We start from the raw sequence: 25,571 nt of genomic DNA, 5'->3' as shown, positions 1-25,571 counted from the left end.
GCGGCCTCGATGGTGGCGTTGAGCGCCAGCAGGTTCGTCTGCTCGGCGATCGAGGTGATCACCTTGACGACGTTGCCGATCTCGGCCGAGCTCTCACCCAGCTTCGCCACCGTCGCCGTCGTCGTCTCCGCCGCGGTCACCGCCCGCGCGGCCACCGCGGAGGCCTCGGCGGCGTTGGTGGCGATCTCCCGGATGCTCGCGCCCATCTGCTCGGCGCCGGCGGCCACCGTCTGCACGTTGCGGCTGACCTCCTCGGCGGCACCGGACACCACGCCGGACTGCGCGGAGGTCTCCTCGGCCGACGCCGAGATCTGCGCCGAGGACGCCGACAGCTCCTCGCTCGACGCCGCGACGGCATCCGCCGAGGCGACCACTGAGGCCATGACGCCGCGCAGGTTCTCCACCGCCGCGTCGAGCGCGCGACCGGTCTGTCCGAGCTCGTCCTGCGAGCGCAGGCCACTGGTGCGGGTGAGGTCGCCGTCGGCCAGTCCCGTCGCGACGTCCTGGACGCGTTGCAGGGGCCGGACGATCTGACGCCCGATGTACAGGGCGAGGGCCAGTCCGAGGCCTGCGCCGATCACCAGGATCACCAGGACCTGGGTGCGGGCACTGCGGTAGGACGCCTCGGCATCCGCCTGCGTGCGTTCGACTGCGTCGGCCTGGGCGGCGCTCAACGCGCCGCCGGCGTCCACCACGATGCCGAACAGGCGGTCGCACTCAGCGAGGATGGGCGCGACGTCGACGGCGGGGTCCATCGCCCGGCTGGCCGGCAGGATCGTGCCGTCCCGGTAGGCGCGGTACTCCGCGACCACCTCGAGGTAGCGGTCCAGCAGTCCGGGATCCACTCCCTCCTGCTGCAGGGCCTCGACCTCGTTGTCGAAGACGTCGTCGAACCCGGCGATCTCCTGCTCACGGCGCGGCTTGTCCGTCACCGGGCCGGCGAAGTGCAGCAGGACGCGCTGCCGCATGCTGCCGACGGCCTCCTGTGCCTCGGCCAGGTCCTTGAGCGGAACGGCACCCTCGCTGTAGATGCTGTCCGCCGCGGCGTTCACCGTCCCGAGCTGGACGGTCGCCAGCCCACCGACGGCGCCGGCCACCACCAGCAGTGCCGTGAGCAGGAGCATCAGCTTGGTGTTGACCCGCCGGTCGGCGAACCAGTTGCTACGCCGGGTGTCAGGCGAGGTGACGGCCGTGCTCATGACGGGCTCCAGGTGGGTGTCCTGCGCATCTTTGTCGGGCCCGAGAAGGATGAGGGCCGGCCATGCTCCGAACGCGCCACGTCGGTTCCGGTTGTCGGAATCGTGGCCGAACGTCCGACGACCGGCTGCTGTGGACCGACACGTCGACACGGACGATGAGGTGACCGTCGGTCCGGTCGAGCCGCCGTCCGTGGGGGACTGCGCCGTCCTCGCAGGTCGGTGCCTGGGAGCCCGAGCGCTCAGTGCTTCGGCTGTCCATCAGTCGACGTACGAGCAGAACGGAAGCTCGATGGAGCTCCGCTGTCACCCTGGTCCAGCGCCCGACACGCTCCAGGCCGATGCATCCGACGTCAGGACGGCTGGGCGAGGAGGGCTGGAGGAGAACTGGAGGAGGGAGTGGTCCCGGGCACCGACACCGACGGCACCACCAGCGGCGCGTGACATCGGCGGCGGTCAGCGACTCCGGATTCAACAAGTGACGAGTCCGCGAACAGTCCGCGGGAGGTCGAGAATCGGCCGATCCGAGCCAACCAAGGTCAACGAAGGACCTGAGCTCGGGTGGGCTGTTCATCACCTCCCCCAGTGCCGGACCACCCCTCGATCGAGTCTGCGAGGCGGAGGTTGGGGGTTCGATTCCCCTCGTCTCCATCGCAGGACCCTCGTGCGGCCACCCCTCAGCGCAGGTGTGAGCGCCAGTCCTCGCGCAGTCGGTACCCGCGGCTCCGGACGGCCTCCACCGCCGGCGCGCCGGGGCCGAGCTTCGTCCGCAGGGTCCGGACGACGGCGTCCACGACGTTGCTCCCCGCGGCGTAGTCGGTGTCCCAGACCTCCCGCAACAGTTCCGTCCGTGTCACCGTGCGGCCCTCGCGGTCGCGGAGGCACCGGAGGAGCCCGAACTCCAGCGGCGTGAGCGCAACCCGTCGTCCACCCACCACGAGCTCGTGGGCGTCGGCGTGGAGGGCCGGTTCCCCGGCGACGCCGAGTTCCCTCGCCAGCAGGTCGACCAACCAGCCGTCGACCGAGCCACTGCCGAAGTCGAGCACCACGCTGGTGAGCTGCCTGCCGTCCAGCACGGCAGGGGCGTAGTTCAACGGGCGGAAGCCGAGCTCCCGGACGACGGGCCAGTATGCCGGGACGTCCTGGACGACGACGAACATCCGCCGGAGTGCCGGACGCAGCGCCATGTAGGTCCGCTTCACGTCCAGCCAGCACGCTGCCTGGGTCGTCCCGGGAGCCTCTCCGCGGTCCACGTCCAGCCACCGCCGCAGCCCCAGCGCGACCTCACGGCGTCCCAGCGGGTGGCTCTGCAGCTGCCGGTCCCAGGCCCGGACGACGGGGTCGTCGGCGACGGGGGAGTGGCGGATGCGCGCGTCGTCGAGCAGCACGAAGAAGCCCGCCACGCGCCCGTCCCGGTCCCGGGAGACGGAGAAGGCCGAGGGCGTCGTGACCCACCACCGGTCCAGCAACCGGGCGGCCTCGAGGCCCTCGTGCCGGTGCGTGATGCCACGGACCGTCTCCTCGTCGAGGACGCTCGCCGGTTCGACGGCCACCTGCTGGGCGTCAGCGGGGAAGAACGCGGTCCGCACCACGGGGTTGTCCAGCAGGTACAGGACGTCCGCGGTGTAGCGCCACAGCTCGGCCGGGGCGGCCGACCGCATCTCCTCCTGCAGGCGCCGCCACGCGGCCCGCCGGTGGTCCCGGTAGCGCACTGGGTTGGCGCTGCGCAGGTGCCCGGCCACGGCGTCGCGGACCGCCTCGTGCACGACCGCGCCGTCCCGGCCGGCCACGACGAAGGGGAGCGCGAGGAGGCGCTCCATCGCGACCGCGCCGCCACCGCCCAGGACGGCGTCGAGGAGGGACTCCGTGGCCCGGCGCAGGACCGCGGCCGCCTCGAGCGCCTGCCGGGTCAGCGGGTCGACGATGTCCTCGAAGTACAGCCGCGTCAGCTCTTCGACGACACGGGACATCGCCGCGTCCTCGAGGCCGAGCTGCGGGTTCTCCGCGACCCCGGCGCTCGCGAGGATCAACGCCAGCGGGTGCCCGCGGGCGATGCGGTTGAGCGGGACCACCTCGGTCGCGGGCACGCCGCGCTCGGCCAACAGCACGCCCGCGTCGGTGTCGGACAGCGGGGCGAGCGGGACGGTGTGGAAGCCGGGGACACCGAACCAGGCCGGCACGGGACGCTCCCGGCCGCCGAGGACCAGGGCGGCGTCGGCCGGCAGCGCGGGCACCAGCGTCCGGCGCAGCCACGTGTCCAGGAGCAGGAAGTGCTCGTAGTGGTCCAGGACCAGCACGACCGGTGGCTCGAGCGCGTCGAGGTGTCTGGCGAGCGCCTCCACCGTGGGGTGGCCGCCGACGGCACTCAGGAACCCGCGTTCCGTGGGCTCGACGGTGCGGCAGTCCAGGGCCACGACCGTCGCGCCGGTGGCCGACGTGAGCCCTGCGAAGGCGCCCAGCAGGGCCGACTTGCCGATGCCGGGCAGACCGTGGACGTGCGTGACCCCGCCGCTGCGGACGTGCTCGAGCAGCAGGGAGACCTCGGGTCCGCGCCCGAGCAACGGAGCGGCGCCGGGCCGCGTGACCGTGCGCACCACCCGAGCGTGGTCGCGCGGGCCGGGCACGACCAGGGACGGACGTCCCCGGCCCGCCGACCCCGACCCCGGTCAGCCGGCTTCCCGGGTCAGGCCGTGCTCACCTCCACGGTGACGCTCACGGAGCCCGCGTTGTTGTCGTACCAGCCGGGGGCCTCCTGGTAGTAGTAGCCGTCGGCGAAGCCGAGGAAGAGCCGGGTGGCCTCGTCCGGGGCGGCGACCCGGAGGTCGCTCCCGTCGCCGATGAGGAAGGTCTGGCCGATCTCCGGCGCGACCGGGCGGGCGGTGTCGACGTCGGTGACGTCGAGCCGCGGCGGAGCCTCGTCCTGCGGCGGGTCGTCGGTCAGGAAGACCCCGACGAGGAACATCCCGTTCTCCCGGTGCGCGATCCCGGAGATCCCGCCGGACGAGTCGAGGTCGGTCGTCCCGTAGCGGCCGCCGTCGCCCCCTGGGCCGACAGGGTCCGCGAAGCCCTCGATGGGGGTGACGCGGCCGTCGACGCCCGGGAAGGTCACCACCCGCTGCTCGCCCTCCGGCAGCCGCGACAGGACCGGTGGCACGCCGCCTCCGCCGCCCCCGGGATCGGGTGGGTCGTCGAGCCCGGCGCCGAAGACGTTGGCCTCGGCCGAGACCTCGAGCGCGCCCTCGCTGCTGCCGGTGACGACGGCCGCGATCCCCCACACGACGAGCCCACCGACGACCGTGCCGGCGACCACCTTCGCTGCCCGGCGCCCCGGGGCGCGCCGCTCACCGGGCGCCCGTTCCCTCGTTGTCCGTTCCGGCGTGGACGTGGACGTCGGCATGTCCGTCCCCTCTCGTGCGGCTGAGGGGGATCGTGAGCCGCCGCCGGGCCCGTTCGGTGAGACGTCGATGAGACTCGAGTGATGTCCGGCCGCACGACGGGGACCGCCGGGTCTGCCGAGCACGTGCGGGAGGGCACCCGGGGTGGAGGTGGGAGAGTGGAGGTCGTGACCGAATCGACTCCCGCACGCCGTGCCGTGCTGCACACCAACCACGGCGACATCACCGTCGACCTGTTCCCCGACCACGCGCCGAAGACGGTCGCGAACTTCGCGGACCTGGCCGAGGGCCGCCGCGAGTGGACGCACCCGGCCACCCGGCAGAAGACGACCGACCGGCTGTACGACGGGACGGTCTTCCACCGGATCATCGACGGCTTCATGATCCAGGGCGGCGACCCGCTCGGTCAGGGCATCGGCGGCCCGGGCTACCAGTTCGGCGACGAGTTCCACCCCGAGCTGACCTTCAACCGGCCCTACCTGCTGGCCATGGCCAACGCCGGCCCGGGCACCAACGGCTCGCAGTTCTTCATCACCGTCGGCCCGACGCCGCACCTGAACCGCAAGCACACGATCTTCGGCGAGGTCGCCGACCAGAGCAGCCGCGAGGTCGTGGACCGCATCGCCAAGGTGCGCACCGGCCGCAACGACAAGCCCGTCGAGGACGTCGTCATCGAGTCGGTCGAGGTGCAGCGCAGCTGACCACCGGTCCCGACGACGGGGGCGCCAGCCGGCCGCCGGCGCCCCCGTCGGTCACCTGCTACCGCCATCCGGACCGGCCGACCGGTGTCCGCTGCGTCCGGTGCGAGCGGCCCATCTGCCCGGAGTGCATGACGCCGGCCTCGGTCGGCTTCCAGTGCCCAGACGACGTCCGCGCCGGCAACGCGAGCGTCCGCCGCCCCCGCCCGGCCTCCCGCCTGGCCGGTGCGCGGCGCCGGTTCGGCCCGGTGACCGTCTCGCTGGTCGCAGTCAACCTCGTCGTCTTCGTCATCACCGCCGTCTCGGCGACCTCGGTCGGCGAGAGCCCGCTGGACAACTGGCGCTCACCGGTGTTCCAGGCGTTCTCGCAGGTCCCCGTCCTCGTCGACGTCTTCGGCGAGGACTGGCGGCTGCTCACCGGGGCGTTCCTGCACATCGGGATCACCCACCTGCTGCTCAACATGCTCAGCCTGCTGATCTTCGGCCCGGAGCTCGAGGGCCGCCTGGGCTGGTGGCGCTACCTCGCCGTCTACCTGGTCTCGGCCCTGGGCGGCGCCGTGGCCATCCAGCTCTTCGGTGACCCCGGCCGGCCCGTGGCGGGCGCCTCCGCGGCCCTCTACGGTCTGCTGGGCGCCCTGGGCGTGCTCATGGTGGTGGCCCGCCAGGACCTGCGGGGCCTGCTCACCCTGCTGGCCATCAACGTCGTCATCAGCTTCCTGCCCGGGGTGTCGCTGCTCGGCCACCTGGGCGGCCTGGTCGCCGGCATCCTGGCCACCGGCCTGCTCGTCCTCGCTCGACGGCGCACGGCGCTGCAGGCAGGGGGCCTCGCGGTGCTCGCCGCGGCGCTGGTGACCCTCGCCCTGACCGTCCCCGCCCCGCTGGTCGTCCTGGGCCTCTGAGGGCTGCTCCAGCCCGTCAGGCCGGCCGCAGCGCCTCGAGGGCCTGCGCGACGGCCGCCGGGTCGGTGCCCAGCTCGCGGCGGCCCAGGAGCACCAGCGTGCCTGCGTCGTCGGGACCGGCCGCGGTGTCCAGCTCCAGCAGCCGCGAGCGCATCCCCAGCCGCCGCGTCGTCCGCAGCCGCACCCGGAGACCCGGCCAGGGCAGCCGCGTGCGGCCGCCCAGCGTCCGCACGACGACGCCGGCGCCGTCGGCCACCAGCCGGGGCCGCAGGACCACGTCGCGCAGCGCCACGGCCACCAGCAGCACCCCGGCCGCACCGACCAGGACCCGGCCGGCGGCGTCGAGGGTCAAGGCGCCCAGCACGAGCAGCACGCCGCCGAGACCGAGGGCGACCGTCTCCGCCGTCCGTGCCGACCAGTGCACGTCCCCACCCTCGCAGGCCGCGCCGTCCGTCCACAGGCCGGGCCCCCTGGGGACGGCGCCCCGTGCGAGGGGATCTGCCCTGTTCACTGCGCGTGTCGACTCCTCGACGACAGGTCTGTGCTCGCTGTGGGTGACCGCCCCGGTGCGGGGTCATGTCGACACATCCACAGCTGGGTACACAGCTGGGGACAAAGCACAGACCTGTAGTTACTGGGCTGCCCTTCTCGTCACACGCGCCCCACCGGTGAGGAAACCGCAGCTCAGCGCGGTGTGGTCGAACAGGCGTTCTCCACATGTGGTGGACAACCCTGGGGGCGGAGCGCCAAGTCGACCTGTGGACGCACCCGTCGGCTGTGCACAGCGGTGCACACCCCCGGTGAGAGCCGCCCTCCCCGCCCCGTGTACGAACCGAGGCCCCCGTCCCAGCGCGGGACGGGGGCCTCGGTGGAGGGGCTGGAGGCGCTCACCTCCAGCGCATCGACATCACCAGGCCGAGCACCATAGCGCCGAAGCCGATGGCGAAGTTCCAGGCTCCCAGCGAGACCATGAACGGGATCTGGTCGCCGGCCACGTAGTAGACGACGATCCACAGCAGGCCCACCAGCATGAGGCCCACCATCAGCGGCGCGTACCAGCGCGGGCTGGGCTGGACGGCCCGCGCGTTCGCCGCCCGCGACTGCAGCACGCCCTCGGGCGGGGTGTAGACCGACTTCTTGCGGACCTTGGACTTGGGCACCTGGACCGACTCCTGCTGACTCGCTCGGGTGCCGGTCCGTCGCGACCGGCACGATCGCCTCCCAGCCTAAGCTCCGAGGGGAGCCGCACGGCCCTCCCGACGGTCGTGCCTCCACCTCGCGTCCCCCCAGGAGCCGCTGTGACCCCGCCCGAGCCCCCGGCGCGCGTCCGCCGCGGCCCCTCGGCCTGGGGCGCCCTGGTGCCCGTGGTGGCGCTGGCCGCGGGGCTGCTCTTCGCCACGTCCGGCCAGACCGCCGAGGGGTCGGACCTGCGGGCCGGGAACGTCACCGAGCTGTCGGGGCTGATCGCCCAGCGCGACGAGGTCATCGCCGAGCAGCAGCAGCAACTGGCCGACCTGCAACGCCAGGCCCGCGAGCTCACCGACCACGCGGCCTCCCGGGACGGCGCCGTCGCACAGGCGCAGGCCGCAGGGGACGCCGGGGCCCTCTCGGCCGGCCTGGTGGCCCTCCGGGGGCGGGGGGTGGAGATCACCCTCGACGACGCCCCGCGCCGGCCCGACGGCAGCCTGCCGATGGGCGCCCGCCCCGACGACGTGGTGATCCACCAGTCCGACGTGCAGGCCGTCGTCAACGCCGTGTGGGCCGCGGGAGCCGACGGCGTGGCCATCATGGACCAGCGGCTGATCGCCACCAGCGCCGTCCGCTGCGTGGGCAACGTCCTGCTGCTGCAGGGGCGGACCTACTCGCCGCCGTTCGTCGTCACCGCGATCGGCGACCCGGCCGCCATCCGCGCGCAGCTGGCCGCCTCGCCCCAGGTGGCGGTCTTCCAGCAGGCGGTCGAGGACTTCGGGCTGACCTTCGCCGTCCGCGACCGGCCCGAGATGGCGGTGCCGGCCTACACCGCCCCGCTGGACATGGCCTACGCCACAGCCGCTGACGGCTGACCGGGCGCTGCGGTACACAGGGACCGTGAGCCGGCCCGTCCTCGTCGTCGACAACTTCGACAGCTTCGTCTACAACCTGGTCCAGTACCTGGGCCAGCTGGGCGTCGAGTGCGTCGTCCGGCGCAACGACGCCGTGACCGTCGACGAGCTGCCCGACCTCGACGTCGCCGGCGTGCTGCTGTCCCCCGGGCCGGGCACGCCCTCCGGCGCCGGGGTGACCGTCCCCATGGTGCGTGCCGCGGCCGGCGCCGGGACGCCGGTGCTGGGCGTGTGCCTGGGTCACCAGGCGATCGCCGAGGCGTTCGGCGCCGAGGTGGTCCGGGCGCCGGAACTGCTGCACGGCAAGACCAGCGAGGTCGTGCACGACGGCGCCGGCGTGCTGTCCGGGCTCCCCTCGCCGTTCACCGCCACCCGCTACCACTCGCTGGCCGTGGACCGCGCCACCGTGCCCGATGAGCTCGAGGTCACCGGCGCCACGGAGTCGGGCATCGTCATGGCGCTGCGGCACCGCGAGCTGCCCGTGGAGGGCGTGCAGTTCCACCCCGAGTCGGTGCTCACCGAGGGCGGCCACCAGATGCTCGCCACCTGGCTGACCACCTGTGGCCTGGCCCCCGACCCCGCCGTCGTCGAGGCGGCCGCAGCGGGCGCACGGAGACTGTCCGCCGCCGTCGTCTGAGCCCCCACACGGGAGCAGGGGCCCCTCCCGTCCGGGAGGGGCCCCTGCTGCGTCTCAGGACGTCACTGGGGGGTGTTCGGGTCGTTGTCCGTGTCTACGGCGGGGGGTGGGGTCTCGTCGTCCGGGGCCTCCCGGTAGACGATGAGCCTGATCTCGCCGTCGGCGGCCACCGAGGAGCCCGGCGTCGGCTCGCTCCCCGCGACCGTGCCCACGGTCTGGCCCCCGTCCGCGGGGAGGTCGACGACGGTGATGGTGCCGGTGAAGCCCGCGGCGGCCAGCGTCTGCCGGGCCTGCTGCTCGGTCTGGCCGACGATCGCGGTGGGCACGCTGATCTCCGCGGCGCCGCCGGACACCTGCAGGGTGATCGCCTGGTCGGCGCCCGCCTGCTGGCCGGCGGCCGGGTTGGTCGCGATCGCGGTGCCGGCGGGCTGGTCGGAGTCGACCTCGCTGACCGTCACGTTGCGGAAGCCGGCGTCCAGGAGCGCCTGGCGGGCGGCGTCCTGCGCCTGACCGGCGACGTCCGGGATCGCGTCCGTGCCGTCGGAGACCGCCAGCGTGACGGTGGTGGCCGGCGCGACCGCGGTGCCCTCCTCCGGGTCCACCGCGACGACGGTGCCCTCCTCGGCGAGGGAGTCGGCCTGGTCGGAGTTGACGTTGCCGGTGAAACCCGCGTCCTCGAGCGCCGTGCGCGCCCGGTCCTCGTCGAGGTCGACCACCTGGGGCACGGTGACGGTGTCGGGCGCGCCGGCGACCGTCAGGTCCACCTCGGTGCCTTCCTCGACCCGGGCACCGCTGGCCGGGTCGGTGGCCTGCACCGTGCCGACGGCGGCCTCGTCCTGGGTGGGCTGCGTGGTCACCGTGCCGACCTCGAGGCCGGCCGCCTCGATCGCTGCTACGGCGTCGGCCTGCGGCTGACCGACCAGCCCGGCGGGCACGGTGACCTGCGTGGCGGCCTGCGGCGGCGGGTCGTCGTCGCCGGAGTCGACCAGCAGGGCCACCCCGACGACGGCGCCGATGAGCACCAGCGCACCGACGACAAGGGCGACGACCCGGTTGCGCTTGCGCCGGCGCGCGGCCTCGTCGTCGTCCCAGTCGCCGTCCCCGTAGGCGCCGGGGGTGGCGCCGAGGATGGTGGTCTTCTCCTCGTCGCCCATGACCGGCGTGGCCTCGACCCGCTGCCCGGCCAGTGCCCGGAGCAGGTCGTTGCGCATCTCGGCGGCCGACTGGTACCGGTTGGCCGGGTTCTTGCTCATCGCCTTCATGACGATGGCGTCGAGCTCCGGCGGGATGGCCGGGTTGACCGAGGACGGCAGCCGCGGGTCCTCGCGCACGTGCTGGTAGGCCACCGAGACGGGCGAGTCGCCGGTGAACGGCGGCGCGCCGGTGACCAGCTCGTAGAGCAGGCAGCCGAGCGAGTAGACGTCGGAGCGCGCGTCGACCGCCTCGCCGCGGGCCTGCTCGGGGGAGAGGTACTGGGCGGTGCCGATGACCGCGGCGGTCGAGGTCATCGTGGCGGCGGAGTCCGACACCGCGCGGGCGATGCCGAAGTCCATCACCTTGACGGTGCCCTGGGGCGTGATCATCACGTTCCCGGGCTTCACGTCGCGGTGCACGATGCCGTTGCGGTGGCTGAAGTCGAGGGCTGCGCAGATGTCGGCGGCGAGGGTCATCGCCTTCTCCGGCCGCAGCACGCCCTCGCGGCGCAGCACGTCGCGCAGCGTGTCGCCCTCGACGTACTCCATGACGATGTACGGCGTCGCGCCGGACGGGGACCGGTCCTCGCCGGTGTCGTACACCGCGACGATCGACGGGTGGTTGAGCGAGGCGGCCGCCTGGGCCTCCCGCCGGAAGCGGACCTGGAACGACGGGTCGCGGGCCAGGTCGCTGCGCAGGACCTTGACCGCCACCTCACGGCCGAGCCGCAGGTCCCGGCCGCGGTGCACCTCCGCCATGCCACCGCGGCCGAGCACCCCGCCGATCTCGTAGCGCTCGCCGAGCACCTGGGGGGTGGTCATCGGTGGTCCTCTCGGGCGGTGCTGTGACGGGTCGCGGGCGCCTCCGGGCATGGGGCAGCGCCGGGCGCTGACCCGGTTCCGGCGGGCAGCGTAACGGCTGACAGGGCCCGTTCCCGGGCGGCGCGGGGGAGCGGCGTCACGCCGTCCCGCTCTGCGCGCCTGCGTTCCCGCCGCCGGGCTGGGCGCCCGGACCGGTGGGTGCCGAGGGCTCCGCCTCCTCGGTGACCGGCGGCTGCGTGCTCGTCCCCGTCGGCGCCGGCGCAGACGACCCGGGCTGCGTGTCCGCGTCCTCCGCGGGCGGCTCGGGCTCCTCCTCGACCGGCGGTGGGACGGGCGCGGGCACGGGCGCGGACGGGCTCGTCGAGGTGGAGGTGGAGGTGGACGTCGAGGTCTGCGTCCCGCCGCCGCCGGTGCCGGCGCCGCCGCCGTTGCCCGGGCTGCTGTCGCCCGTGTCGCCGTCGTCCTGGCCGCTGCCCGCGTCGTCGCCCGTGTCCTCCTCGGGCTCCGCGGGGCTGTAGTCCTCCTGGGCCACGTACAGCGTGACGCCGGAGCCGCGGGGCACCGGGATGCCGGCCGGGTCGACGGCGGCGACGTCGCCGGCGGCGAGGTCGACGCCCGCGGCGGCCAGCTGGCCGGCGTCCGCGTCGGCGAGCGTCACCTCGAGGCCGGCCTCCTCGAGCTCGGCCCGCACGCCCTCGGCGTCCTCACCGATGTACTGGCCGGCGGCGGGGATGTTGACGAGCTGCTGCGTGGCGGTGGCCGTGTCGCTCGCGGAGGCGCTGCTGGTCGTCCCGGCGGAGGTGCGGGGGTCGTCGTCGTTGCCGGCGAGGAGGAAGTACGCGCCGGCGGCGACGCCGGCCACGAGCAGGAGCGAGAGCAGCACCCACAGCAGCCGGCGGTCGCCGCCCCGGCGCTGCGCGGGCCGGTCGTCCCAGCCGGCCCGGTCGTCGTCGACGGGTGGGCTCTGCAGCGGCGGCAGGGTGCGCCCGCCGGCGGCGTGCCGGCCGCCGGTGCGCGGGCCGGCGGTGCGCGGGCCGGCGGCCGAGGCGGCACCGAGCGCGGCGGCGCCGGCCGCCACCCCGGTGGCCGGACCGCCGAGCACGCGGGTTCCGTCGGCGTCGACCTCGGGGATCACCTCGGTCTGCGCGGCGGCCGCCATCCCGGTGCTCGACGTCACCGCGGCCGGCCCGGCGGGGCCGAGGCCCTTGCCCGCGGCCACGGAGCGGATGGCGGCGGCGAAGGCGGCGCCGTCGGCGAAGCGGTCGTGCGGGTCCTTGGCCAGCGCCCGCTCGACGAGCATCCGCACCGCCGGCGGGACGTCGCCGGGCAGCGGGGGTGCCGGGCGGTTGATGTGCGCCAGCGCGATGGCCACCTGGGAGGTGCCGTCGAAGGGCCGCCCGCCGGTGAGGCACTCGTAGCCGACGACGCCGAGGGAGTAGACGTCGGAGGCCGCGGTGGTCTCCAGGCCCTGCGCCTGCTCCGGCGAGAGGTACTGCGCGGTGCCGACCACCATCCCGGTGCGGGTCAGCGGCGTGGCGTCGCGGGTGCGGGCGATGCCGAAGTCGGTCAGCTTCACCACGCCGTCGGGCCGCACGATGAGGTTGCCCGGCTTGATGTCGCGGTGCACCACCCCGGCGGCGTGCGCGGCCGACAGCCCGTCGGCGGCCTGCTCGAGGACGTGCAGCGTCCAGTCGACCGGCAGCCGCCCCTCCTCGTGGAGGATCGTCACCAGCGGCTTGCCCTCGACCAGCTCCATGACGAGGAAGGCCAGGGTCTGCCCCGGCCCGCCGGCCTCGGTCTCGCCGTAGTCGTAGACCGAGGCGATGTTCGGGTGCGACAGCGCCGCGGTGTGCCGCGCCTCGTTGCGGAAGCGGGCGACGAAGCTCGGGTCGCCGGTGAACTCGCTGCGCAGCACCTTGGCCGCGACGACGCGGTCGAGGACGCGGTCGCGCGCCCGCCAGACCTCGCCCATGCCTCCGGTGGCGATCGGCTCGGTGATCTCGTACCGGCCGGCCAGGATGGTTCCGGTGGACAGGGCCATCAGCCCCCCTGACCCTCGAGATAGGCCTGCATCACGTCGCCGGCGATCGGCGCGGAGACGTCACCGCCGGTACCCCCGCCGTTCGCCACGAACACCGCGACGGCGATCTGCGGGTCGTCGGCCGGGGCGAAGCCGACGAACCAGTTGTGGTCGGGCACGTCCTCGGCGACCTGGGCGGTGCCGGTCTTCCCCGCCACCGCCACGCCGGGGATGCGGGCCGCGCGGCCGCTGCCGTTGGCCACGACGCTCTCCATCATCTGCTGCAGCTGGTCGGCGACCTCCGGCGTGACCGGCGAGGAGAACTCCTCCGGGTCGGACCGGTCGATGACGGTGAGGTCGGGTGCCCGCACCTGGTCGACGAGGTAAGGGGTCATCAGCGTCCCGTCGTTGCCCACGGCCGCGGCGATCATCGCGGCCTGCAGCGGGGTCATCCGGACGTCGCGCTGGCCGATGGAGCTCTGGCCCAGCGCCGCCTCGCTCTCGATGTCGCCGACGCTGCTGCCGGCGACCTGCAGCGGGATCTCCATGCCGTCCCCGGTCATCCCGAACGCCTCGGCCATCTCCCGCACGCGGTCCTCGCCGAGGTCGATGCCCAGCTGGGCGAAGGCGGTGTTGCAGGAGATCGTCAGCGCGTCGAGCAGCGACTGCTCCTGGCTGCTGCTGCACGAGGACCCGTTGAAGTTCTCCAGCGTCGTGGAGGTGTCCGGCAGGGTGAGCAGGTCCGGAGCCGGGATGACGGTCTCCGGGGTGTACTCGCCGCTGGACAGCGCGGCCGCCGACACGATGACCTTGAAGACCGAGCCCGGCGGGTAGTTGTCCTGGGTCGCCCGGTTCAGCCGCGGGTCGAGGTCCATCGCGCCGAGCTCCTCGGCGTAGGCGCGGATGGCGTCGGGGTCGTGGCTGGACAGCCGGCCCGGGTCGTACGTCGGGGTGCTGGCCATCCCGAGCACCGCGCCGGTGGACGGGTCGAGCGCGACGACGGCGCCGGTGACCCCCTCCAGCCCGGCCATCGCGGTCTCCTGCACGGCCGGGTCGAGGGTCAGGACGACGTCGCCGCCGGCCGGGTCGCGGCCGGTGAACAGGTCGGCCAGCCGCCGGGTGAACAGCCGGGCGTCGGAGCCGGCGAGCACGTCGTTGGCCGCCCGCTCCAGCTGCGCGCTGTTGTAGAGCAGCGAGTAGTAGCCGGTGACCGCGGCGTACGTCTCCCCCTGCGGGTACTGGCGCAGGTAGGTCAGCGTGTCCTGGGTGGGCGTCGACAGCGCCACCTCGGTGCCGTCGACGACGATCGAGCCGCGCTCGCGGGAGTACTCCTCGCTGAGCACGCGGGTGTTGCCGGAGTCCTCGCGCAGCTCGTCGGAGCGCACGACCTGGATGTAGTTGACGTTGACGATCAGCAGCGTGAACAGCACCAGCACGCTGATCGCCACCTTGCGCAGGGGCGCGTTCACCGGGACACCACCTCGGTGGGCGCCTCGCCGAAGGCCGCCTTGGGCGGGGCGGGGGGCGTCGCCGGCCGGCGCGCGGCATCGCTGATCCGCACCAGGACGGCGACCAGCCCGAAGTTGGCCACCAGGGAGGACCCGCCGTAGGCGACGAACGGCGTGGTCAGGCCGGTGAGCGGCAGCAGGCCGGTGACGCCGCCGAGGACGACGAACAGCTGCCAGGCGACGGCGAAGGCCAGGCCGCCGGCGAGGAGCTTGCCGAAGGCGTCGCGGACGATCAGCGACGTGCGCAGGCCGCGCTCGACGAGCACCAGGTAGAGGACGATGACCGCGACCAGCCCGAACAGGCCGAGCTCCTCGCCGATCGCCGAGGCGATGAAGTCGCTCTTGGCCACCGGCACCTGGTCGGGGCGGCCCCCGCCGAGCCCGGCGCCGAACAGCCCGCCGGTGCCCAGCCCGAACAGCGACTGGACCAGCTGGTAGCCGCCCTCGTTGCGGTAGGCGAAGGGGTCGAGCCAGGTGTCCACGCGCACCTGCACGTGGCCGAACACCTGGTAGGCGAGGAACGCGCCGCCGGCGAACAGGCCCACGCCGATGAGCAGCCAGCTGGCCCGCTCGGTGGCGACGTAGAGCATCACCACGAAGATCCCGAACAGCAGCAGCGAGCTGCCCAGGTCGCGCTCGAAGACCAGCACGAGGATCGACACGACCCAGACGGCGAGCACCGGGCCGAGGTCGCGGCCGCGCGGCAGCTCCAGGCCCATGACCCGGCGGCTGGCCAGCGCCAGCACGTCGCGCTTGTCGACCAGGTAGGCGGCGAAGAAGACGATCAGGCAGATCTTGGCGAACTCACCGGGCTGGATGCTGAAGCCGGCCACCCGGATCCAGATCTTGGCGCCGTACACCTCGGAGATCGACGCGGGGAGCACCGCGGGCAGCGCGAGCAGCACCAGGCCGACCAGGCCCAGGGTGTAGGCGAAGCGGGACAGCTGCCGGTGGTCGCGGAGCACCACGACGACGGCGACGAACAGCGCCACCCCGACGGTCGCCCACAGCAGCTGCACGGGGGCGTCCTCGCGGGTGGCCTCGCCGTCCTGCAGGCCGGCGAGGTCCAGCCGGTGGATCATCGTGAGCCCGAGGCCGGTGAGCACCGCGACGGCGGGCAGCAGCAGCGGGTCGGCGTACGGGGCGAACCGGCGGACGACGAGGTGGACGACCACCCACAGCGCGGTGAACCAGCCGCCGAAGGTGAACAGGTCCGCGCGCAGCGACCCGGTGACCGTGACGTCGACGATGCACTGCGCCGCGAGCGTGATGAGGACGGCGAAGCCCAGCAGCGCCAGCTCGGTGTTGCGCCGCTTGGGCGGGACCGTGCCCGGCGCGGCGGCGCGCGGGTCGGTCGTGGGCCCGCCCATCACTCCGCCTCCCGGCAGTCCACTCCCGGCTCGGGCGACGAGGTCGGGGTGCCCGACGTCGGCGCGGCCTCGGTGCTGCTGCCCGGTGCGGCCCCGGTGTCCGGGGAGGGCAGCGCGCCGTCAGGGAGCGGCGACAGCGAGGTCTCGGCCGACGGGGGAGCGTCGTCCGAAGGGGTGGACGTCTTCGTGTCGCACGGCGGCAGGGTGGCGGCGTGCAGGTCGTCGACGATGCGCTGCGCGTCGTCGGCGTCGCCGGCCTCGATGCCCTGCCGCACGCTGTTCCGGTCGTAGGAGCTCAGGTCGTCGAGGTCGATGTCGGTGACGTCGTCGACGCGGTACAGGTCCAGGCCGAGCAGGTCGGTGTTGAAGCCGCGGTAGACCGCGACCCGGTCGCCGGCGTCGGCGGCCGCGACCCCGACGAACCAGTGGGTGAGCACCCACAGCCAGGTGGCGATCCCGCCCACCAGCAGGAGCAGCACCACCCCCCCAGCGACGAACAGCCGCCGCCGAGGGCGGCGGCGGTCGGGGGGAGCGGCTGCCGTGGAGGTGCTCGTCTGTGGAGGTGGCGGGGGTGGCGGGGGGTCGGCGAGGGCGGCCCGGCCGGCCGCCGAGCGGGGGTCGACCTCGCGCTGGCCGCGGTTGTCCCCGGCCGCGCCGTCGACGACCGGCTCCATCGATAAGCCGCTGCCGGAGTCCTCGACGACGTCGGCGACGATCACCGTGATGTTGTCCGGGCCGCCGCTGCGCAGCGCCAGCTCCACCAGCCGGTCGGCGGTCGACTGCGGGTCGGGGTCCTTGAGCGCCTCGGCCAGCGTCTCCTCGCTGACCACGCCGGACAGGCCGTCGGAGCACAGCAGGTAGCGGTCGCCGGCGCGCGCCTCGCGCATCGACAGGTCGGGGTCGACGTCCTGGCCGTTCAGTGCCCGCAGCAGCAGCGAGCGCTGCGGGTGGTGGTTGGCCTCCTCGGGGGTGATCCGCCCGTCGTCGATGAGGGTCTGCACGAACGTGTCGTCGTGGGTGATCTGCGTGAAGACGCCGTCGCGCAGCAGGTAGGCGCGGGAGTCGCCGACGTGGCAGAGCGCGAGCCGGCCGCCGGCGAAGAGGACGGCGGTGAGCGTGGTGCCCATGCCCTCGAGCTGCGGGGACTCGCGGATGACCTCGCGCAGGTGCTCGCTGCCGTCGAAGACCGCCTCGCGCATCGCCTGCAGCATGTCGCCGCTCGGTGCGTCCTCGTCGAGGTGCTCCAGCGCCGCGATCACGACCTTGCTGGCGACGTCGCCGGCCGCGTGCCCGCCCATGCCGTCGGCGACGGCGAGCAGCCGTGGCCCGGCGTAGACCGAGTCCTGGTTGTTGCCGCGGACCAGACCTCGGTCGGAGCGGGCGGCGTAGCGCAGCGCGAGACTCATCGGACCCTGCTCACGTCTGCTCTGCCGCTCCCCGTGGTCGCCTGCGTCGTCGTGCGTGGACTGGTCATGAGCGCAGCTCCATGGCGGTCTGGCCGATGCGGATCGGCTGGCCGGGAGCCACGAGCAGCGGGCCCTGGACCCGCTGCTGGTCGAGGTAGGTGCCGTTCGTCGAGCCGAGGTCCTCGACGTACCACTGCCCGCCCCGGTTGGTCAGCCGCGCGTGTCGCGAGCTGGCGAAGTCGTCGGTGAGCACGAGCGTCGAGTCGTCGGCGCGGCCGATGAGGATCGGCTGCTCGCCGAGGGTGATCTTCGTACCGGTCAGCGGGCCTGCGGTCACCACCAGTGTGCGCACGCCGCGGCCGCGCTTGCGACCGGGGGCCGCCGCGCGCGGCGGCACCGACGCCACCCGCCCGGTCCGGCCGCCGAACAGGTCGGCCCGGACGACGCGGAAGGCCGCGAAGATGAACAGCCAGAGCAGCAGCAGGAACCCGAAGCGGAAGACCTGCAGGACGATCTCGGCGGTCACGGCCGGCCCCCGCTGCTCTGCCCCGCGCGCGCGAGCTCGCTCACGTGCCGTCCTGCCGGTACACCAGCACCGAGTGCCCGATGCGGATGACGTCGCCGTCGGACAGGGCCTGGCGGGTCACCCGGCGGCCGTTGACGAGGGTGCCGTTGGTCGAGCCGAGGTCCTCCACGACGGCGGTGCCGCTGTCCAGGACGACGTCGACGTGCTTGCGGCTGACGCCGGTGTCGGGCAGCCGGATGTCGGCGTCGGTGCCGCGGCCGATGACGTTGCGGCCGGTGGTGAGCTCGTGGCGCGTGCCCGGCCCGTCGACGACCAGCACGTGCGTGACGCCGGGCTTCGAGCCGGCGCGGCCGACGACCGACGGGTGCTGCCGGCCGGTGTCGGTGGCCACCCGGCCGGGAAGCGGCGGCAGCGGCGGGATCGAGCCCGAGCCGTGCAGAGGCGGGGCCGGGGGGACGGCGACGGCGTCGACCCGCGAGCCCGGACGCGCCGGGTCGGCGACGTGCGAGCTGACCTCGAAGACGCCGGTGGGGAGGTCGTCGGCGCGCTCGAGGCGGACCTGTACCGCCCCGAAGACCTGCCAGCCCTCGTCGTCGATGTGCTCGGAGACCATGTCGGCGAGCTCGGAGGCCAGCTGGCCTGACCACTCGGCGAGGTTGTCGTAGTCGGCGGGGCCGAGCCGCACGTCGTAGACGTTGGGGGCGAGCACCCGGCCCTCGCCCATGACCGAGCGCTGCTCGTCGGCCTCCCGCTGCAGCGCCTTGGCGATCTCGGCAGGATGGACCTTGCCCTTGAAGATGCGGGCGAAGGCGAAGCCGACCATGCCCTCGAGCCGTCGCTCGAAGCGCTGCAGCACGCCCACAGTCGCTCCTCCACGCTCGCCCGGACAGGTGGCCCTCCGACTGATCGTAGCCGGGTGGTTGCGTCGGAACCGGCCAGGAACACGTGACACCCCATGCCCGGCGGGGGCACCTGGGAGAACGACGGACCCCTCCGGTGGGTCACGCCGGGCGGCTGCTAACGTGGCTCCTCGCCAGGGCAAGTGGCGGAATGGCAGACGCGCACGGTTCAGGTCCGTGTGTCCGAGAGGACGTGGGGGTTCAACTCCCCCCTTGCCCACCCAGAGACGAACGGCCCCCGGGATCCCCGGGGGCCGTCTCGCGTGTCAGGGGTCCTGCGCCGGGTGACCCGGGGAGCCTCCTCAGGCGGTGCCGGCGGTCTCCTGGAGGAACGCGGCGGAGTCGTAGTAGGTGCGGACGCCGGTGAGCAGGCCGTCGTCGGAGCCGTCGCCCTCGATGACGGTGACGCCGCGGTAGCTGAACGGCTTCCCGCTGCGCAGCGTGCCGCGCGACTCCCACTCCAGCGCGGCCGTCTTCTCGCCGACGGTGCTCGAGGTGAACGTCGTCTCCAGCTCGCCGAAGACGTGGCGGTAGTCCTCCCAGAACCGCTGGGCGCCCTCGCGCCCGCGGGCCTCGTGGGTGGAGTTGAGCTTGACCAGCTCGGCCTCGTCCCCGGTGAGGTCGACGAGCGGCTGCGGGTCGGACTCGGCGTCGAGGTGGTGCAGCGCGGCGGTGAAGCGCTCGGTCAGGTTGTGCACGGGGGTCCTCCCGGGGACGTCGTCTGCGGTCCCCGGCACCTACCCGGCCGATCGCGGACGCACCCGCACCGGAACTCAGGCGGGCAGCTGCTGCCGGTCGGTGTCCTGCGACCGGCGCTCGCCGATCGTGCGCGCCAGCAGCACCACGCCCCAGGGGCCGATGACCCAGACGGGCCACGGGTACTGCAGGTCGCCGCTGCCCAGCACGGTGACGAGCCAGATGCCGACGACGATCACCGCGGTGGTGACCCACCCGGTCCACGCGGCGCGCAGGTCATGGCCCCAGGCGCCGTGCCAGGCCCCGCCGTGGAGGGCGCTCGCGACGGGGGAGCGGGCCGGCTCCCGGCGGGCGGGCTCGCGGCGGGCCGGGAGCGGCAGGTCGGCGGTGAGGTCGGCCAGCTCGCCGTAGGTGCGGGCGGCGTGGGCGCGCGCCGAGCGGTCCTCGTACTCGGCCAGCGTCAGCCGGCCGTCGGCCAGGGACTCGTCCAGGCGGGTCACGACGGCGGCGCGGTCGGTGTCGGCGGCGAGCAGGTGCGGCTCGGGCATCTCGGGCTCCTCGTCAGGCGGTGTGCTCCGAGTCTTTCCCGCGGGGTTCCCCGCCACCATTGACAGACGTCACGGATCGGCCGTGCGTCCTGCACCCCTGCCGTCGGCCGGCTCAGCCGTTGGCGGGGGTGGCCTCCCTGGCCAGGTGCTTGCCGATGACCATCCGCTGGATCTGGTTGGTGCCCTCGAAGATCTGCATGACCTTGGCCTCGCGCATGTAGCGCTCGGCGGGGTGGTCACGGGTGTAGCCGGCGCCGCCGAGCACCTGCACGGCGTCGGTGGTCACCTTCATGGCGGCGTCGGTGGCGACGAGCTTGGCGATGCTGGCCTGCCGGGAGTAGGGCTGGCCGGCGTCCTTGCGGCGAGCGGCGACGAGGTAGGTGGCGCGGGCGGACTCCACGGCGGCGGCCATGTCGGCCAGCAGGAACGCCACGCCCTGGTGGTCGACGATGCGCCGGCCGAAGGCCTCCCGCTCGAGGGCGTAGGCGACGGCGACGTCGAGGGCGGACTGCGCCAGCCCGACGGCGACCGCGCTGACCCCGAGCCGGCCGGAGTCCAGCGCCGACAGCGCGATGGCCAGCCCGCGGCCGGGCTCGCCGACCATCCGCCCGGCGGGCACCGCGACGTCGTCGAGGCGCATCGCCGCCGTCGTCGAGCCGGTCATGCCCATCTTCTGCTCCGGCGGCGCGGCCGACAGGCCGGGCAGGTCCGGGGTGAGGTGGAAGCAGGAGATGGCGGCCGGGCCGTCGTCGGGGGTGCGCAGGAAGGTCGAGTAGAAGTCGGCGTGCCCGCCGTGGGTGACCCAGGCCTTCTCCCCGGTGGCCAGCCACCCGTCGTCGGTGGCCTTGGCGCTCGCGCGCATGGCGGCGGGGTCGGAGCCGGCGTGCGCCTCGGACAGGCAGTAGGCGCCGAGCAGGCGGCCGCCGACCATCTCGGGCAGCCACTGCTCGCGCTGCTGGGGCGTGCCGAAGCGGTCGACCGGCCCGCAGGCGAGGGTGTGCACGCTGACGCCGAGCGCGACGCTGGCCCACCGCATCGCCAGCTCCTCGACCACCTGGAGGTAGACGGCGTAGGGCTGCCCGCCGCCGCCGACGTCCTCGCCGAAGGGCAGCCCGAGCAGGCCGGTGTCGCCGAGGAGGGCGAACACCTCGCGGGGGAAGCGCTCCTCGCGCTCGTACGCGGCCGCCTTCGGCGCCAGCTCGGCGTCGGCGACCTCGCGGGTGAGCGCGATGAGGTCGGCGGCTTCCTGGGTGGGCAGCTCTCGGTCGACGGCCACGGGGGTCCCCCTCATCGCACGGTGCACAGGCGCGGACTGCAGTACCGGCGACGGTACGCCGGTACTGTCCGACGTCCAGGCGCATGCTGGCCGGCCGGGAGGTGCCGTGACGACGACGGAGATGGTGGGAGGGACCGGCGAGCGGCGGCTGACCGTGCGCCAGGCGCAGCTGCTCGACCAGCTCACCGAGGTGTTCCTCGCCGAGGGCTTCGCCGGGTTCACGCTCGAGGACCTCGCCGTCCGGCTGCACTGCTCCAAGACGACGCTGTACGCGCTGGCCGACAGCAAGGAGCAGCTCGCCGTCCGGGTGGTGCGGCACTTCTTCCGCCGCGCGACGGCCGCCGTCGAGGCGCGGACCGCCGGGGAGAGCGACCCGGCGCGGCAGGTCACCGCCTACCTCGAGGCCGTCGCCGTGGAGCTGACGCCGGCCTCGCGGGCCTTCCACCGGGACCTGGAGGCGTTCCCGCCGGGCCGGGCCGTCTACGAGCACAACACCGCGGCCGCCGCCGAGCGGGTCACCGCGATGATCGCCGAGGGCGTCGCCGCCGGGCGGTTCCGCGAGGTGCACCCGGGGCTCGTGGCCGACACGGTCACCACGCTGATGTCCCGCATCGGCCGGGGGGACACCGCCCGCGCCACCGGTCTGGACGACGCCACCGCCTACCGCGAGCTGGCCGCACTGCTGCTGCACGGGATCAGCCGGTGAGGCTCGTCGCGGCGTCATGGGACGACGAGGAGGTGCAGCGGCTGACCACCGCGCAGCAGGCCGAGCTGCGGGCCCGCTACGAGGGCGACACCGAGCCCGGGACGCCGCCGTCGGCCGTCGACGTCAGCGTGGTGCTGGTGGCCCGCGACCCCGCCGGGACGGCGGTCGGGTGCGGGGCGCTGCGGGCCCTGGGCGACGGCGCCGCCGAGGTCAAGCGCATGTACGTGGTGCCGGAGGCGTGCGGGCGGGGCGTGTCCAAGGTGCTGCTCGCCGGGCTGGAGGACGCGGCCCGGTCGCGCGGGTGGACCGTGCTGCGGCTGGAGACCGGCCCGCGCCAGCCGGAGGCGATCGCGCTGTACGAGGGCGCCGGCTACCGGCCGATCCCCGCGTTCGGCGGCTACGTCGACGAGCCCGACGCCGGGTGCTCGCTGTACTACGAGCGGGTCCTCGGCCCGGCCTGACCCGTCACACCGGGAGGGCGTCGTCGGCCTCGTCGGCCTCGTCGGGCAGCGTCCACGCCAGGTGCCAGTAGGGCAGAAGGCCGGAGGCGAACCAGAGCAGGAAGCCGAGGCAGAGGGCCAGGGCGGTGTGCCCGGTGCCGGAGGCGAGGGCGATGCCTCCTGTCCAGGCGGCGAACGTCAGCGCGGTCATCGGCCAGCCGACGCGGCTGTGGGACTGCTCGCGCAGGCCCTCCTGGTGCTCGTCGAGGGAGTGCCGCCCGCGGTCGAACACCCCGCGGATGCCGAGGTTGAGCAGCGAGTGCAGCGGGATGAACAGCAGCATCCCGGCCGACCACACGAGGAAGTAGGCGGTGGTCCAGCCCGTGTCGGTGAGGGCCTGGACGAGCGTGGCGACGACGAGGGCGCCCAGGAGGGCCGCCTCGGCCAGCACCGCGCGGATGCGGACCCGGTGGGTGCGGGTCCAGGCGTAGCGGCCGTCCTCGAAGGTGCGGGCGAGGAACGTCTGGTCGGGTGAGGTGGTCATGGCGTCCTCCGGGTGAGCTCGGAGCCGATCGCGGGCAGCGGGTCGAGGGAGAAGACCGCCTCGACCGGGAGGTCGAAGAAGCGGGCGATGCGCAGGGCCAGCGCCAGCGAGGGGCTGTACTCGCCGCGCTCGAGGTAGCCGACCGTCTGCGGGTGGACGCCGACGCCGTCGGCGAGTTCCTTCCGGCTGACCCGGCGCTCCGCCCGGAGCACGGCGATCCGGTCGTGGACCCGGTCGGCCTCTCCTCGTGGCTGACGACCCATGCGTCTTTTCGTATCATTAATGCTACGTCTCGTGCAACGGCTCGGACGGCTTCGGCGGCCGCGAACCGGATCCGGACCTCCGGACATGAGGGGGTGTGACCACCTCACCCACCGCGGCTGGATCATCGCCAGCCGTGATCGCGCTCTCGCTGCACCGGTCGGCGGACCCACCGTCGGACGCGGTGCACCTGCGCGCGTTGCCGTCGGCCCTGCCGACCGACGCCGAGGTCCTCGCCGCGTCGCAGGACGACCCGGAGCGCTTCGCGATGCTGTTCGACCGGCACGCCGCCGCGGTGCACCGCTACCTCGGCCGGCGGGTCGGTGAGCTCGCCGACGACCTGCTCAGCGAGACGTTCCTGGTCGCCTTCCGGCGCCGCGCCGACTACCGGCCCGAGCACCTCGACGTCCGGCCGTGGTTGATCGGGATCGCGACCAACCTCGTGCACGGGCACGCCCGGACCGAACGGCGGCGGTACCGGCTGCTCGCCAGGGCCGCCGGCCGGCCGGAGGAGCACGGACCCGACCCGGCCGACTCCGGCGACCGGCTCGACGCCCAGGCGCTGCGCGGTCCGCTGGCCGCCGCGCTGGCCGGCCTCAAGGCGCACGACCGCGACGTCCTGCTGCTCGTCGCCTGGGGTGACCTGTCCTACGAGGAGGTCGCCGCCGTCCTCGGCGTGCCGGTGGGGACCGTCCGCTCCCGCCTGCACCGCGCCCGCCGTCGGACCCGGGCCGTGCTCGACGCCCCCACGCTGTCCGACCTGCTGTCCGACCCGGCGTCGGAGGAGACCCGATGAACGAGACCACCCTGCTGCGCGACGCCGGGCCCGAGGCACCGCCGCTGTCACCCGCCGCCCGCTCGGCCGCCCGTGCCGCGCTGCTCGAGGAGATCGGCGCCTCGCGGACCGTCCGCGGCCGGCTACGCGCCTTCCTGCCCGGCCGGCGGCTGCCGCTGCGCCTGGGAGCCGCGGTGGTCGCCGTCGCGGCGGCCTGGACCGCCGTCGTCGTCGCGCCCGGCGATGCCGCTCCCGGACGCCCGGCGCCGTCGGCGACCGCCCCTGCTGCTCCGGCGGCACCCGGGGGGATCGACCTGGTGGCGGCCGAGGCGGTCACCTTCCCCGTCTCCCTCGACCCCGTGCCCGAGGGACTGACGCCCCTCTACAGCCGCCGTGGTGGCATCGCGCAGTACGGGAGCACGCCGCCCTTCCACGTCGCCGACTACGAGCCCACCTCCCTGGTGTCCGGCGCCCCCGACGCGGCCGGAGCCGGGGCCACCGACCCGGGCCGTGTGCTGCTCGGCCTGTTCCCCGAGGACCCGCGGTCGTCGGAGGAGTACGGGTTCTGGGCGGAGGGTGACCCGACCGGCACGGCGACCGTCGACGGGATCGAGGCCGGGGTCTGGCGCGAGGAGGGCGTCGTCAGCCTGCTGTGGGAGCGGCCGGACGGGCAGTGGGTGTGGCTGGCGGGCGAGGGTGCCCGGGCCCGGACCGAGTCGCTCGTCGCGGTGGCCGAGTCGATCGTCGACCGGCCGCAGCCGGTCGGCCTGCAGTTCGGCCTCGCGCCGGCCGGCTGGTCGGTGGGCGGCTACGAGGAGAGCCGGAGCCTGGACCTGGTCAGCGACACCGACCCCGCCCTGTTGCTGCGGCTCAGCGCGGTGGGTCCCCAGTACGACGGGACGATCGACGAGCTCCTCGACGGGCTGCCGATGGCCGCGCCGGTGGAGACGGTGACGGTCCAGGGGCGGCCGGGGCGGCTGGCACTGCTGGAGGGCGACGCCGGCACCTCACCGTTCTGGACGATGCTCGGCCAGCTCCCGGACGGGCGGTACCTCCGCCTCCTGGCACCGCAGGAGCTGACCCGCGAGCAGGTGCTCCAGATCGGCGAGCAGGTGACGGCCGCGTCCTGACCGCACGCACGCCCGCACGGCCGTCCGCCGGGTCTCAGGTGGGCGGCCGTGCGCGCGCGGGATCAGGCGGCGGGGGAGAGGAGCGGTCGGGGGACGGTGATCTCCGACCCGTCGGGTCGCCAGGTGCGCCATCGGCCGTCCGGTTGTCGCTCGACGCGGAACCCGTGGTGGACCTTGGTGTGGTGGCGTTCGCACAGCAGGGCTGAGTTCTCCAGCGACGTCTCACCGCCGTCGATCCAGTGCACCAGGTGGTGGACGTCGCACCAGTGCGTGGGTGCTGCGCAGCCGGTGAACACGCAGCCGCCGTCGCGGAGTTCGGCCGCGCGGCGGAGGTGCCGGCCGGCCAGCCGCTGCTCGCGGCCCAGGTCGAGCGGGGCGCCGCCGGGGCCGAAGACCACGCGGGAGACGGCGCCGTCGCAGGCCAGCCAGCGGGCGCGGGCGGCGGAGATGACCGCACCGAAGCCCATCCGCCCGGCACCCGGGCCGGTGCCGGGGTCGGCCAGGTCCTGCAGCTTCACCACCAC

Annotated in this window: 26 protein-coding genes and 1 tRNA gene; 9 read left to right on the top strand and 18 right to left on the bottom strand. The window is 74.3% G+C overall.

All coding sequences use genetic code 11. The features are described 5' to 3' along the window. The 3 genes from BM414_RS26845 to BM414_RS26835 form a co-directional block, all read right to left on the bottom strand. A partial coding sequence (locus BM414_RS26845) for a methyl-accepting chemotaxis protein (RefSeq protein WP_093584793.1) occupies positions 1 to 1,199 on the bottom strand: 1,199 nt, incomplete at its 3' end. A 674-nt stretch (positions 1,200 to 1,873) separates the two neighbouring features. After that, positions 1,874 to 3,790, bottom strand: a complete 1,917-nt coding sequence (locus BM414_RS26840) for a winged helix-turn-helix domain-containing protein (protein ID WP_139246071.1) — start codon at positions 3,788 to 3,790, stop codon at positions 1,874 to 1,876. 89 nt (positions 3,791 to 3,879) lie between these two features. Then, on the bottom strand, positions 3,880 to 4,593 hold the full coding sequence (locus BM414_RS26835; protein WP_139246070.1) for a hypothetical protein: 714 nt from the start codon (positions 4,591 to 4,593) through the stop codon (positions 3,880 to 3,882). A 165-nt stretch (positions 4,594 to 4,758) separates the two neighbouring features. On the opposite strand from BM414_RS26835, the gene BM414_RS26830 reads away from it, so the two are divergent. Beyond that, positions 4,759 to 5,292 carry a peptidylprolyl isomerase gene (locus tag BM414_RS26830; RefSeq protein WP_093584805.1) on the top strand — a complete coding sequence of 178 codons (534 nt, stop codon included), beginning with the start codon at positions 4,759 to 4,761 and terminating at the stop codon, positions 5,290 to 5,292. A gap of 128 nt (positions 5,293 to 5,420) precedes the next feature. Further along, positions 5,421 to 6,188 (top strand): rhomboid family intramembrane serine protease, encoded by a 768-nt coding sequence (locus BM414_RS26825; protein ID WP_093584784.1) that lies wholly within the window; start codon positions 5,421 to 5,423, stop codon positions 6,186 to 6,188. Positions 6,189 to 6,204: 16 nt separating this feature from the next. Here BM414_RS26825 and BM414_RS26820 read toward each other — a convergent pair whose 3' ends face one another. After that, on the bottom strand, positions 6,205 to 6,612 hold the full coding sequence (locus BM414_RS26820; protein WP_093584781.1) for a PH domain-containing protein: 408 nt from the start codon (positions 6,610 to 6,612) through the stop codon (positions 6,205 to 6,207). A 463-nt stretch (positions 6,613 to 7,075) separates the two neighbouring features. Beyond that, positions 7,076 to 7,348 carry a cell division protein CrgA gene (gene crgA, locus BM414_RS26815; RefSeq protein WP_093584778.1) on the bottom strand — a complete coding sequence of 91 codons (273 nt, stop codon included), beginning with the start codon at positions 7,346 to 7,348 and terminating at the stop codon, positions 7,076 to 7,078. A 138-nt stretch (positions 7,349 to 7,486) separates the two neighbouring features. Here crgA and BM414_RS26810 point away from each other — a divergent pair, with 138 nt between their 5' ends. Together BM414_RS26810 and BM414_RS26805 are read left to right on the top strand one after the other, a co-directional pair. Beyond that, on the top strand, positions 7,487 to 8,251 hold the full coding sequence (locus BM414_RS26810) for a DUF881 domain-containing protein (protein WP_093584775.1): 765 nt from the start codon (positions 7,487 to 7,489) through the stop codon (positions 8,249 to 8,251). A gap of 25 nt (positions 8,252 to 8,276) precedes the next feature. After that, complete coding sequence (locus tag BM414_RS26805) at positions 8,277 to 8,927, top strand: aminodeoxychorismate/anthranilate synthase component II (protein WP_093584772.1); 651 nt, start codon at positions 8,277 to 8,279, stop codon at positions 8,925 to 8,927. A 62-nt stretch (positions 8,928 to 8,989) separates the two neighbouring features. On the opposite strand, the gene pknB is transcribed toward BM414_RS26805, so the two are convergent. From pknB to BM414_RS26770, 7 genes are all read right to left on the bottom strand, one after another. Then, positions 8,990 to 10,942 carry a Stk1 family PASTA domain-containing Ser/Thr kinase gene (gene pknB, locus BM414_RS26800; RefSeq protein ID WP_093584769.1) on the bottom strand — a complete coding sequence of 651 codons (1,953 nt, stop codon included), beginning with the start codon at positions 10,940 to 10,942 and terminating at the stop codon, positions 8,990 to 8,992. Positions 10,943 to 11,078: 136 nt separating this feature from the next. Then, the gene (locus tag BM414_RS26795; protein ID WP_093584766.1) at positions 11,079 to 12,983 is read right to left on the bottom strand and encodes a serine/threonine-protein kinase; all 1,905 of its coding nucleotides are present in this window, start codon (positions 12,981 to 12,983) and stop codon (positions 11,079 to 11,081) included. After that, the gene (locus BM414_RS26790; RefSeq protein ID WP_093584763.1) at positions 12,983 to 14,431 is read right to left on the bottom strand and encodes a peptidoglycan D,D-transpeptidase FtsI family protein; all 1,449 of its coding nucleotides are present in this window, start codon (positions 14,429 to 14,431) and stop codon (positions 12,983 to 12,985) included. Before BM414_RS26790 ends, BM414_RS26795 begins: the two co-directional genes overlap by 1 nt. Continuing rightward, on the bottom strand, positions 14,428 to 15,840 hold the full coding sequence (locus BM414_RS26785) for an FtsW/RodA/SpoVE family cell cycle protein (protein WP_093584802.1): 1,413 nt from the start codon (positions 15,838 to 15,840) through the stop codon (positions 14,428 to 14,430). The genes BM414_RS26790 and BM414_RS26785 overlap by 4 nt, the downstream gene beginning before the upstream one ends. After that, positions 15,840 to 17,246 (bottom strand): PP2C family protein-serine/threonine phosphatase, encoded by a 1,407-nt coding sequence (locus tag BM414_RS26780; RefSeq protein ID WP_093584760.1) that lies wholly within the window; start codon positions 17,244 to 17,246, stop codon positions 15,840 to 15,842. Before BM414_RS26780 ends, BM414_RS26785 begins: the two co-directional genes overlap by 1 nt. Positions 17,247 to 17,310: 64 nt before the next feature. Beyond that, positions 17,311 to 17,772, bottom strand: a complete 462-nt coding sequence (locus BM414_RS26775) for an FHA domain-containing protein FhaB/FipA (RefSeq protein WP_093584757.1) — start codon at positions 17,770 to 17,772, stop codon at positions 17,311 to 17,313. Between the two features lie 40 nt (positions 17,773 to 17,812). Further along, positions 17,813 to 18,634, bottom strand: a complete 822-nt coding sequence (locus BM414_RS26770; protein WP_093584754.1) for a DUF3662 and FHA domain-containing protein — start codon at positions 18,632 to 18,634, stop codon at positions 17,813 to 17,815. Between the two features lie 174 nt (positions 18,635 to 18,808). Here BM414_RS26770 and BM414_RS26765 point away from each other — a divergent pair. After that, a tRNA-Leu gene (locus BM414_RS26765) sits at positions 18,809 to 18,891 on the top strand. 82 nt (positions 18,892 to 18,973) lie between these two features. On the opposite strand, the gene BM414_RS26760 is transcribed toward BM414_RS26765, so the two are convergent. The 3 genes from BM414_RS26760 to BM414_RS26750 all read right to left on the bottom strand — a co-directional run bounded on the left by BM414_RS26760 (position 18,974) and on the right by BM414_RS26750 (position 21,191). Then, positions 18,974 to 19,369: a nuclear transport factor 2 family protein gene (locus BM414_RS26760; RefSeq protein WP_163477684.1), complete on the bottom strand. Its 396-nt coding sequence runs from the start codon at positions 19,367 to 19,369 to the stop codon at positions 18,974 to 18,976. 75 nt (positions 19,370 to 19,444) lie between these two features. Beyond that, positions 19,445 to 19,915: a DUF1707 SHOCT-like domain-containing protein gene (locus tag BM414_RS26755; protein ID WP_093584748.1), complete on the bottom strand. Its 471-nt coding sequence runs from the start codon at positions 19,913 to 19,915 to the stop codon at positions 19,445 to 19,447. A 112-nt stretch (positions 19,916 to 20,027) separates the two neighbouring features. After that, positions 20,028 to 21,191, bottom strand: coding sequence for an acyl-CoA dehydrogenase family protein (locus BM414_RS26750; protein WP_093584745.1), 1,164 nt, complete (start codon positions 21,189 to 21,191; stop codon positions 20,028 to 20,030). A 106-nt stretch (positions 21,192 to 21,297) separates the two neighbouring features. On the opposite strand from BM414_RS26750, the gene BM414_RS26745 reads away from it, so the two are divergent. Both BM414_RS26745 and BM414_RS26740 read left to right on the top strand, forming a co-directional pair. Continuing rightward, on the top strand, positions 21,298 to 21,897 hold the full coding sequence (locus tag BM414_RS26745) for a TetR/AcrR family transcriptional regulator (protein WP_245785017.1): 600 nt from the start codon (positions 21,298 to 21,300) through the stop codon (positions 21,895 to 21,897). Further along, entirely contained in the window at positions 21,894 to 22,358 is a 465-nt protein-coding gene (locus BM414_RS26740; protein WP_093584742.1) for a GNAT family N-acetyltransferase, read from the top strand. The genes BM414_RS26745 and BM414_RS26740 overlap by 4 nt, the downstream gene beginning before the upstream one ends. A 4-nt stretch (positions 22,359 to 22,362) precedes the next feature. Here the strand turns inward: BM414_RS26740 and BM414_RS26735 are convergent, their stop codons facing one another. Both BM414_RS26735 and BM414_RS26730 read right to left on the bottom strand, forming a co-directional pair. Beyond that, positions 22,363 to 22,881: a hypothetical protein gene (locus BM414_RS26735; RefSeq protein WP_093584739.1), complete on the bottom strand. Its 519-nt coding sequence runs from the start codon at positions 22,879 to 22,881 to the stop codon at positions 22,363 to 22,365. Next, a complete protein-coding gene (locus BM414_RS26730; protein WP_093584736.1) occupies positions 22,878 to 23,144 on the bottom strand; it encodes a helix-turn-helix transcriptional regulator in 267 nt (88 codons plus the stop codon). Before BM414_RS26730 ends, BM414_RS26735 begins: the two co-directional genes overlap by 4 nt. A gap of 134 nt (positions 23,145 to 23,278) precedes the next feature. Between BM414_RS26730 and BM414_RS26725 the strand changes: the two genes are divergently transcribed. Both BM414_RS26725 and BM414_RS26720 read left to right on the top strand, forming a co-directional pair. After that, positions 23,279 to 23,938, top strand: a complete 660-nt coding sequence (locus tag BM414_RS26725) for an RNA polymerase sigma factor (RefSeq protein WP_245785016.1) — start codon at positions 23,279 to 23,281, stop codon at positions 23,936 to 23,938. Then, entirely contained in the window at positions 23,935 to 25,047 is a 1,113-nt protein-coding gene (locus tag BM414_RS26720; RefSeq protein WP_093584733.1) for a hypothetical protein, read from the top strand. Before BM414_RS26725 ends, BM414_RS26720 begins: the two co-directional genes overlap by 4 nt. Before the next feature lie 62 nt (positions 25,048 to 25,109). On the opposite strand, the gene BM414_RS26715 is transcribed toward BM414_RS26720, so the two are convergent. Further along, positions 25,110 to 25,571: HNH endonuclease signature motif containing protein (locus tag BM414_RS26715; protein WP_139246069.1), on the bottom strand; the 462-nt coding region annotated here is incomplete at its 5' end.

It is taken from the genome of Geodermatophilus amargosae (assembly GCF_900116515.1).
GTDB classification, from domain to species: domain Bacteria; phylum Actinomycetota; class Actinomycetes; order Mycobacteriales; family Geodermatophilaceae; genus Geodermatophilus; species Geodermatophilus amargosae.
The sequence above is the reverse complement of the archived record's forward strand: the minus strand, read 5'-3'. Positions and strand labels throughout refer to the sequence as shown.

Coding starts and splice junctions, on each gene's coding strand:
- BM414_RS26835 (WP_139246070.1), bottom strand. CDS start 4,593: ATGCCGACGTCCACGTCCACGCCGGAACGGACAACGAGGGAACGGGCG.
- BM414_RS26735 (WP_093584739.1), bottom strand. CDS start 22,881: ATGACCACCTCACCCGACCAGACGTTCCTCGCCCGCACCTTCGAGGAC.
- BM414_RS26785 (WP_093584802.1), bottom strand. CDS start 15,840: ATGGGCGGGCCCACGACCGACCCGCGCGCCGCCGCGCCGGGCACGGTC.
- pknB (WP_093584769.1), bottom strand. CDS start 10,942: ATGACCACCCCCCAGGTGCTCGGCGAGCGCTACGAGATCGGCGGGGTG.
- BM414_RS26825 (WP_093584784.1), top strand. CDS start 5,421: ATGACGCCGGCCTCGGTCGGCTTCCAGTGCCCAGACGACGTCCGCGCC.
- BM414_RS26730 (WP_093584736.1), bottom strand. CDS start 23,144: ATGGGTCGTCAGCCACGAGGAGAGGCCGACCGGGTCCACGACCGGATC.
- BM414_RS26755 (WP_093584748.1), bottom strand. CDS start 19,915: ATGCCCGAGCCGCACCTGCTCGCCGCCGACACCGACCGCGCCGCCGTC.
- BM414_RS26780 (WP_093584760.1), bottom strand. CDS start 17,246: ATGAGTCTCGCGCTGCGCTACGCCGCCCGCTCCGACCGAGGTCTGGTC.
- BM414_RS26720 (WP_093584733.1), top strand. CDS start 23,935: ATGAACGAGACCACCCTGCTGCGCGACGCCGGGCCCGAGGCACCGCCG.
- BM414_RS26795 (WP_093584766.1), bottom strand. CDS start 12,983: ATGGCCCTGTCCACCGGAACCATCCTGGCCGGCCGGTACGAGATCACC.